General features: G+C 32.6%; 8 protein-coding genes. 7 read left to right on the forward strand and 1 reads right to left on the reverse strand.

Features of this window, described 5'->3' with window-relative positions:
* The first annotated feature begins 156 nt into the window (after positions 1 to 156).
* From METFODRAFT_RS11810 to METFODRAFT_RS08625, 4 genes are all read left to right on the forward strand, one after another.
* Positions 157 to 669: a transposase gene (locus tag METFODRAFT_RS11810; protein WP_007045209.1), complete on the forward strand. Its 513-nt coding sequence runs from the start codon at positions 157 to 159 to the stop codon at positions 667 to 669.
* Positions 670 to 993: 324 nt separating this feature from the next.
* Complete coding sequence (locus tag METFODRAFT_RS08615) at positions 994 to 1,803, forward strand: transketolase (protein WP_007045210.1); 810 nt, start codon at positions 994 to 996, stop codon at positions 1,801 to 1,803.
* A gap of 38 nt (positions 1,804 to 1,841) precedes the next feature.
* Positions 1,842 to 2,504, forward strand: coding sequence for a ribulose-phosphate 3-epimerase (rpe, locus tag METFODRAFT_RS08620; RefSeq protein WP_048115817.1), 663 nt, complete (start codon positions 1,842 to 1,844; stop codon positions 2,502 to 2,504).
* Positions 2,505 to 2,508: 4 nt separating this feature from the next.
* Positions 2,509 to 3,453 (forward strand): transketolase family protein, encoded by a 945-nt coding sequence (locus tag METFODRAFT_RS08625; protein ID WP_007045212.1) that lies wholly within the window; start codon positions 2,509 to 2,511, stop codon positions 3,451 to 3,453.
* A gap of 1 nt (position 3,454) precedes the next feature.
* Here METFODRAFT_RS08625 and METFODRAFT_RS10950 read toward each other — a convergent pair whose 3' ends face one another.
* Positions 3,455 to 3,628 carry a hypothetical protein gene (locus tag METFODRAFT_RS10950; protein ID WP_007045213.1) on the reverse strand — a complete coding sequence of 58 codons (174 nt, stop codon included), beginning with the start codon at positions 3,626 to 3,628 and terminating at the stop codon, positions 3,455 to 3,457.
* Between the two features lie 291 nt (positions 3,629 to 3,919).
* Here METFODRAFT_RS10950 and pyrG point away from each other — a divergent pair, with 291 nt between their 5' ends.
* The 3 genes from pyrG (at position 3,920) to METFODRAFT_RS08640 (ending at position 8,067) form a co-directional block, all read left to right on the forward strand.
* Positions 3,920 to 5,536 (forward strand): glutamine hydrolyzing CTP synthase, encoded by a 1,617-nt coding sequence (gene pyrG / locus METFODRAFT_RS08630; RefSeq protein ID WP_007045214.1) that lies wholly within the window; start codon positions 3,920 to 3,922, stop codon positions 5,534 to 5,536.
* A gap of 55 nt (positions 5,537 to 5,591) precedes the next feature.
* Entirely contained in the window at positions 5,592 to 6,716 is a 1,125-nt protein-coding gene (locus METFODRAFT_RS08635) for an amidohydrolase family protein (RefSeq protein ID WP_007045215.1), read from the forward strand.
* Positions 6,717 to 6,807: 91 nt separating this feature from the next.
* Complete coding sequence (locus tag METFODRAFT_RS08640; protein WP_007045216.1) at positions 6,808 to 8,067, forward strand: MBL fold metallo-hydrolase; 1,260 nt, start codon at positions 6,808 to 6,810, stop codon at positions 8,065 to 8,067.
* Positions 8,068 to 8,299 lie beyond the last annotated feature (232 nt).

Here is an 8,299-nt window from a genome sequence, read left to right on the forward strand (position 1 = left end):
ATTGTGTGTTTTATCCCCTTCATGATTTCACCTCCATATTTTTTTTGATATTAACTATTCGATATTACCAAATATTAAGTTTTCTATTAGTTAGTATGATGTTCGGAGATACTGTATTTTTACGAGTGTTATCATTCGAATATCTATAATTATCATGTGCGAAATAATTTCGGGATACCACACCTCCACAATAGACATATCGACCACTATACATACGGTAAAGCATTCAATCGAATAGATAATGCGTTTTTATCATCACTGCTTACTTTCACGTATATTATTATAGATAATTTACTAAATCAACCCTCCAACAAACTATATATAGCAGACTCTACGGGTGTTTCCATAAATAGATTATACTGTGAATGTATTCACGGAGGAAAGCGAACTAACCGATTGGTGTATGATAAATTACACATTTTAGCCTACTACTATCCAAAACAAGGTTATATCCCAATAGTTTCTGCTCGTTGGGGTGAAGGTCATAGTTCTGATAGTACCAACCTGTTAGAAATGGTTAAACAGGTGGATTTTTTAGATAATGAATATCTATTGGCTGATAGAGGATATGATTGCTGTGAATTGTTTGAATACTTACTACAACACAATATCACCCCAATAGTCAAAACAAAAGAGTTTAAATGGAATTACAAAGTCAGTAAAAGTTAGAAAAAACCATTAAAAAATCTGTTTAACAAATAGTGCATAATATATTAACACTAATTAAAGTATTAATATTAAAACATATAATACCGAATAAATCTACCAATTCAATTATTCGACAACCTCACAACAATCAAAAAGTTTATTAGTATGTTACATGTAAGGTTGAAGTACTATAAGTTTTTATATGCATTTGAATTAACAGATATCATTGTTATTTTCTTTGCTATTGTTAGTAGCAATTTATTTTAATAGTTAAATTTTTTAAACAATAATTTAACGACATAATCCACTAAATAAATAATTAAAAATTCTTATAATGGTGATGATATGGAAATTGAAGAGTTAAAAAAAATAGCAAAGAGTGTTAGATATAATATTGTAAAAATGGTTGGTTTGGCAAAATCTGGACATCCTGGAGGTTCATTATCTGCAACAGATATTATTGTAGCATTATACTTTAAAATTATGAAACACGACCCAAAAAATCCACAAATGAAGGATAGGGATAGATTTGTTTTGAGTAAGGGGCATTCATGTCCTGCATTGTATGCGGTTTTGGCTGAATGTGGTTATTTTGATAAAGAAAAACTCTGGAAGTTGAGGAGATTAGATGGATTATTACAAGGACATCCATCCATAGATATTCCTGGAATAGAGGTGAGTACTGGTTCATTGGGGCAGGGATTCTCTGCAAGTGTTGGGATGGCATTAGGTTGTAGGTTGGATAAATTGAATAATTATGTTTATGTTTTATTGGGAGATGGGGAATGTCAAGAAGGCCAAGTTTGGGAGGCAGCAATGGCAGCAGCACATTATAAGTTAGATAACCTTATTGGATTTGTAGATAGAAACAGACTCCAAATTGATGGCAATACTGAGGAAGTTATGGCATTGGGGGATTTGAAGGAGAAATTCAAAGCATTCGGATGGGATGTTTTTGAGATAGATGGACATAACTTTGAGGAAATAATAAATACAGTTGAAGAAGCAAAGAAGATGAAAAATGGAAAACCAAAGATGATTATTGCAAATACCATAAAAGGTAAAGGTGTCTCATTCATGGAAAATAACGTAGGTTTCCACGGTAAGGCTCCAAATGAAGAACAGTTGGAGATTGCATTGAAGGAGTTAGAGTAAAATTTAAATTTCAATTTTTTTATTTTTTTGGTGATATGATGGTGATGATAGGAGCATCAATCCTTTCAGCAGATTTTGGGCATTTGGCAGAAGAGGTTAAAAAGGCAGAAGAGGCAGGAGTTGATTTTATACATGTTGATATAATGGATGGGCATTTTGTTCCAAATTTGAGTATTGGTATTGGAACTGCGAGATATGTAAGGAGTATAACAAAACTCCCTGTTGATGTGCATTTGATGGTAGAAAATCCTGAAATGTTTATTAACAAATTTGAAGGCATTGAGATGATAACATTCCACATAGAAACCTGTAAGTTTCCATTTAGGTTAATAAATATGATAAAAGAACATGGATCAAAACCAATAGTCGCCCTAAATCCATCAACTCCACTTGATACAATTGAATACATCTTGGGAGAGGTTTATGCTGTTTTGATTATGACAGTTGAACCAGGATTCTCTGGGCAGAAGTTTATAAAACCAATGATTAAAAAAATAGATAATTTAAAGCATAAAATATCAAAAGAGGACTATGATACAAAGATATTTGTTGATGGAGGAATTAACACAGAAACTGCATCACTTGCAGTAAATGCAGGAGCGGATACGCTTATTGCAGCATCGGCAATTTATGGAAAAGAAGATGTTAAAAAGGCAGTTGAAGATTTAAGAAAATCAGCAATTATATCAAGAATCGGGTGAAATCATGGTAAAATTAAGTGGAGTTAAAAAAGGAATGAGAAATGGTTATGGAGAGGCGTTAATAGAACTCGGAAAGAAATATGAAAATGTTGTTGTTTTGGATGCTGACTTATCTGGTTCAACAAAAACAAGCATGTTTGCTAAAGAATTCCCAGATAGATTTTTCAATGCAGGGATTGCAGAGCAGAATATGATTGGAATGGCTGCAGGATTGGCAACAACAGGAAAAATTGTCTTTGCCTCAACATTTGCAATGTTTGCCACTGGTAGGGCATGGGAGCAAATTAGAAACTCTGTTGCATACCCAAAGTTGAATGTTAAGATTGTAGCAACTCACAGCGGAATTACAGTTGGAGAGGATGGGGCAACACACCAAATGACAGAAGATATAGCAATAATGAGAGCAATTCCAAATATGGTTGTTATCGCTCCTTCTGACTACTATCACACAAAAAACATCATAAGATGGTGTGCTGAATACGATGGCCCTGTTTATGTAAGAATGCCAAGAAGCGATACAGAGATTATTTATGAGAGTGAGGAAGAAGCGAAATTTGAATTAGGAAAAGCAAAGATTTTGGTTGATGGGGATGATTTAACAATAATTGCTACTGGAGAAGAGGTTCCTGAGGCATTAAAAGCAGTAGAGATATTGAAAAAAGAAGGTATATCTGCAGAAGTCATAGAAATGGCAACAATTAAACCAATAGATGAAGATACTATTAAAAAGGCGAAGGACTTCATTGTTTCAATGGAAGACCACAACATCATTGGTGGATTGGGAGGATCTATTGCAGAGGTTATAGCAACCAATGGGTTGAATAAAAAATTATTAAGAATAGGTATCAATGATGAATTTGGAAAATCTGGAAAAGCAGGAGAGTTATTGAAGTACTATGGATTAGATGGAGAGAGTGTTGCTAAAAGAATTATTAAGGAACTTAAATAAATTAATTAGGAAGTTCTTTTTTCAATTTTTCATTTTCTTTCTTTAATTCTTCATAGAGTTTCTCATAACCCTCTGCGTTTAAATTCAACTCCTTCATAAGGTTTATAATAATTTCAAAGTGCTCTTCTGTATGCTCTAATAGGTGGAGGAGTTTTTTTACCTTCTTTTCTTCCACAATATCACCATGTTATTATTTTGTTTTTTGTTATGTTGTTAAAGTATAAATAATTTGTTGTTAGTAATATTTTTATATTTGGATATAAATGTGTTTATTAACTCCATTACCACTCAAAACCCAAACTCAACATTTTTATAGAATTAAATTTTAGTATTAGGATATAATTTAATTCCTATCTGTTTTAAGATACCTTCATTTAAATAATTTATAATTAAACACTACAAAACTTTCAAAATTAATTATAATAAATTAAAAATTAATCAAAATAACATTTTAGAGGGATAATTTATGAAATATATATTCATCACTGGAGGAGTCGTGTCTTCTCTTGGAAAAGGGATTACGGCATCATCAATAGGAAGGTTGTTAAAAGCAAGGGGATTCAAAGTTAACATGATAAAGATAGATCCATATTTGCAAATTGATGCAGGGACGATGTCCCCTTATGAACATGGTGAGGTTTTTGTCACAGATGATGGTGGAGAGACAGATTTAGATCTAGGGCATTATGAGAGGTTCGTTGATATAAATCTAACATCAAGGAACAACATAACCACTGGGAAGATTTATTGGAGCGTATTAACTAAAGAAAGGAAAGGAGAATACTTAGGAAAGACTGTCCAAGTTATTCCACACATAACAAATGAAATAAAAAACTGGATAAAAGAACTTGGAGAAGGTTATGATGTAACTATTGTTGAGATTGGGGGAACCGTTGGGGATATGGAAAGTTTGCCATTCTTAGAGGCAATAAGGCAGTTTAAAAAGGATGTTGGTAAGGAGAATGTCTTATACATCCACGTTTCCCTCCTCCCATACATAAAAACCGCAGGAGAGTTAAAGACAAAACCAACCCAACATAGCGTTAAGGAATTGAGGGGAATTGGTATCCAACCAGACATTTTGGTTTGTAGAACAGAGGTTCCAATGGGAGAAAAAATTAGAGAAAAACTTGCTTTGTTTTGTGATGTTGATAAAGAGGCAGTTATTGAGGCAAGGGATGCAAGAACTATCTATGAAGTTCCATTAAACCTTGAAAAGGAAGGCATTGGAAAGTTAATAACAAAAAAATTGGACCTTCCAGATAGAGAACCAGATTTGAGAGAATGGAGGGCAATGGTTGACAGGATAATAAATCCAATGCATGAGATTACAATTGGCATAGTTGGAAAGTATGCGGAGTTAAAGGATGCATATATGAGTATTATTGAGGCTTTGGTGCATGCTGGGGCAAAGAATGATACAAGGGTTAATATAAATTGGATACAGTCAGAGATTCTTGAAAAAGAGGATTATGTTGAAATCCTCAACAAATTTAGAGAAGATAGTGGGTTAGATGGTATCCTTGTCCCAGGCGGGTTTGGGGATAGGGGAATTGAAGGAAAAATAAATGCGGCGAATTATGCAAGGGAAAACAACATCCCATTCTTAGGAATTTGTTTGGGAATGCAGTGTGCAGTTATCGAATATGCAAGGAATGTCTGTAAATTAGAGGATGCCAACTCAACAGAATTTGATGAAAACACTCCATATCCAGTAATTGACCTACTTCCTGAGCAGAAGGAGATTACTGAAAAAGGAGGAACAATGAGATTAGGGGCATATCCGGCAATTTTGAAGGAAGGAACTCTTGCATACAAACTGTATGGTAAAAAAGAAGTTTATGAAAGGCATAGGCACAGATATGAGGTAAATCCAGAATACCATAGCATTCTTGAAGAGAACGGACTTGTCATTTCTGGAACTTCACCAGATAGTAGGTTGGCTGAGTTTATTGAAATTCCAAAGCATAAATACTTCATTGCAACACAGGCACATCCAGAATTTAAGTCAAGACCAAATAAACCACATCCATTGTTTGATGGATTGGTTAAATCTGCGTTATCGGGAAAACATAACGAATAAAAATCAAATTTAATTTTTAAACGTTTTTTTAATTATAATATATTCAGGGATTAATATGTATCTGCAATCAAACTTTTTGTACGGAGAGAATTTTGAACTAAAAAAAGGGACTTTGGTTATTGAGGATGGGATTATTAAAGGATTTACAAACGAGAAAGTCGATGCAACTAAATATAAAGGTATAATTATTCCTTCTTTAATAAACGCACATACGCATGTTGGAGATACGGCAATAAAAGATATTGGCATTAATAAAACTTTGGATGAACTCGTTAAACCCCCAAACGGGTTAAAGCATAGGTTTTTGAATAGTTGCAGTGATGAGGAATTAGTTAATGGTATGTTGTGTGCTTTAAATGAACTATTTGAAAATGGAATAAAATACTTTTGTGATTTTAGAGAAAATGGATTAAAAGGAATAAATTTACTAAAAAAAGCAATTTCATTAAGTAAATTAAAAATAAATGCAAAAATATTGGGAAGACCCACAAAAACAAATAAGGATGAATTAAAAAAAGAACTAAACGAAATTTTGAACAGTTGCAATGGCATTGGATTGAGTGGAGCAAATGAATATAATGATGAGACATTAAAGTTTATATACAAATGCACAAAAGATAAAGATGGAATTTTTTCAATACATGCAAGTGAGCATGAAAACTCTCTTAAATACTCATTGGAACATTATGGAAAAACAGAAATTGAGAGGATTATTGATTTAAAAATAAAGCCTAACTTTATTATACACGCTACTCATGTAACACCAAACGATATGGAACTTTTAAAGGAAAATAATATAAATGTTGTTGTTTGCCCAAGGGCAAATGCATCTTTTAATGTCGGATTGCCAAATATTAAGGTACTTTTGGAATATGATATTTTGGTAGGACTTGGAACTGATAACTTTATGGCAAACTCACCATCAATATTCAAAGAGATGGACTTCATATATAAAATTTACCATATAGAACCAAAAGAAATCTTAAAAATGGCGACAATCAACAATGCAAAGATATTAGGTATTGAAAATGTTGGAATTATTGAAGAAGGATACAAACCATCCTTCACATTTATAAAACCAAATAATACAATAAAATACTCAAAAAATATCATAGCATCAATTATCACAAGATGTGAAAGAGGAGATATAGATTTGAATTTTTATGAAAGATTTGTTTAATTTAATTTAAATCTTGAGCAACTTTTCTTTTGAATTCTAAATAATAATTTATAATTATTTTTATTTTGTATTTTATAAAGGAGTGATATCTATGGCTATTGTAAGATTTCATGGTGGTTGTCATCAAATAGGAATGTCATGTATTGAGATAGATACAAAAAAATCTAAGATATTGCTTGATTGCGGTATGGATCCAACAAACAATGCAATTCCAAAAGTTGATGAGAATGTTGATGCGGTTGTTGTATCCCATGCACATTTAGACCACTGTGGTGCAATTCCGTTTTACAAATTTAGAAAAATATATTGTACAACGCCAACAGCAGATTTGATGTATATTACATGGAAAGATACCTTGAACCTTTCAAAATCCTACAAAGAGGAAGACATACAGAGGTCATTAAATAATACTGAAGTATTAAATTACAGAGAAGAAAGGCAGATAACAGAAGACATAACCTTAAAATTCTACAACGCTGGGCATATCCTTGGAAGTGCTTCTATATGTTTAGATATTGATGGAAAAAAGATTCTTTATACTGGGGACATAAACGAAACTCCAACAAGAACACTTCTTCCTGCAGATAAGGATATAGATGAAATTGATGTTTTAATTATTGAATCAACCTATGGTTCCCCATTGGATATAAAACCATCAAGAAAGACATTAGAAAAGCAGTTAATTGATGAAATAGCAGAAACTATTGAAAATGGAGGAAAAGTTATCATTCCAGTATTTGCAATTGGAAGAGCACAAGAAATACTATTAATAATAAATAACTACATTAGAAGTGGAAAATTAAAAGACGTTCCGGTTTATGTTGACGGCTCTCTTATTCACGCTACAGGCATATATATGAGTTACTTAGATTGGCTAAACCCAAAATTAAAAAATATGGTTGAAAATAGGATAAATCCATTTGGCGAACTTAAAAAGGCAGATAATGGAGTATTTAATAAAGAACCTTGCATAATTGTCTCAACTTCTGGAATGGTTCAGGGAGGGCCAGTTTTACAGTATTTGAGTTTATTAAAAAGCCCAAAAAACAAATTGATATTAACTGGTTATCAAGCAGAAGGCACACTTGGAAGAGCGTTGGAGGAAGGTGTTGAAGAAATAACGCCATTTAAAAACAAAATTCCAGTAAGGGGTAAAGTTGTAAAGATAGAGTTCTCAGCACATGGGGATTATAACTCACTTGTAAGATATATCAAAAAAATCCCAACACCAAAAAAGGCATTTGTTGTACATGGGGAAAGATATCAGGCATTATCCTTTGCAATGACAATATGGAAATCTTTAAAGATCCCAACATTCGCTCCAGTAAATGGAAGTATCCTTCCGCTATAAGAGGATACTGAGCGTAGCGAGGTATCCTATTCCTTTTTGATGAAACTTTTTTAAACTGATAGTGTGATACACTGTCAGTTAGTAAAATTTAAATACGACCTAAATTTAAGAATATTTTTTGTAAAACCTATACAATTCTGAAGTAGTATGGTGATACCATGAGAAAATTCTTAGTTATTGGGGTCTTCCCGATGTGAGCATATATGAGTTTTTATACTTATAGAAGAGTTTT

It is taken from the genome of Methanotorris formicicus Mc-S-70 (genome assembly GCF_000243455.1).
GTDB classification, from domain to species: domain Archaea; phylum AGJL01; class Methanococci; order Methanococcales; family Methanococcaceae; genus Methanotorris; species Methanotorris formicicus.

What these genes read in the sequence shown, in the direction of transcription:
- METFODRAFT_RS08615 (WP_007045210.1), top strand. Translation starts at nt 994, where the DNA reads ATGGAAATTGAAGAGTTAAAAAAAATAGCAAAGAGTGTTAGATATAAT.
- rpe (WP_048115817.1), top strand. Translation starts at nt 1,842, where the DNA reads ATGGTGATGATAGGAGCATCAATCCTTTCAGCAGATTTTGGGCATTTG.
- METFODRAFT_RS08625 (WP_007045212.1), top strand. Translation starts at nt 2,509, where the DNA reads ATGGTAAAATTAAGTGGAGTTAAAAAAGGAATGAGAAATGGTTATGGA.
- pyrG (WP_007045214.1), top strand. Translation starts at nt 3,920, where the DNA reads ATGAAATATATATTCATCACTGGAGGAGTCGTGTCTTCTCTTGGAAAA.
- METFODRAFT_RS08635 (WP_007045215.1), top strand. Translation starts at nt 5,592, where the DNA reads ATGTATCTGCAATCAAACTTTTTGTACGGAGAGAATTTTGAACTAAAA.
- METFODRAFT_RS08640 (WP_007045216.1), top strand. Translation starts at nt 6,808, where the DNA reads ATGGCTATTGTAAGATTTCATGGTGGTTGTCATCAAATAGGAATGTCA.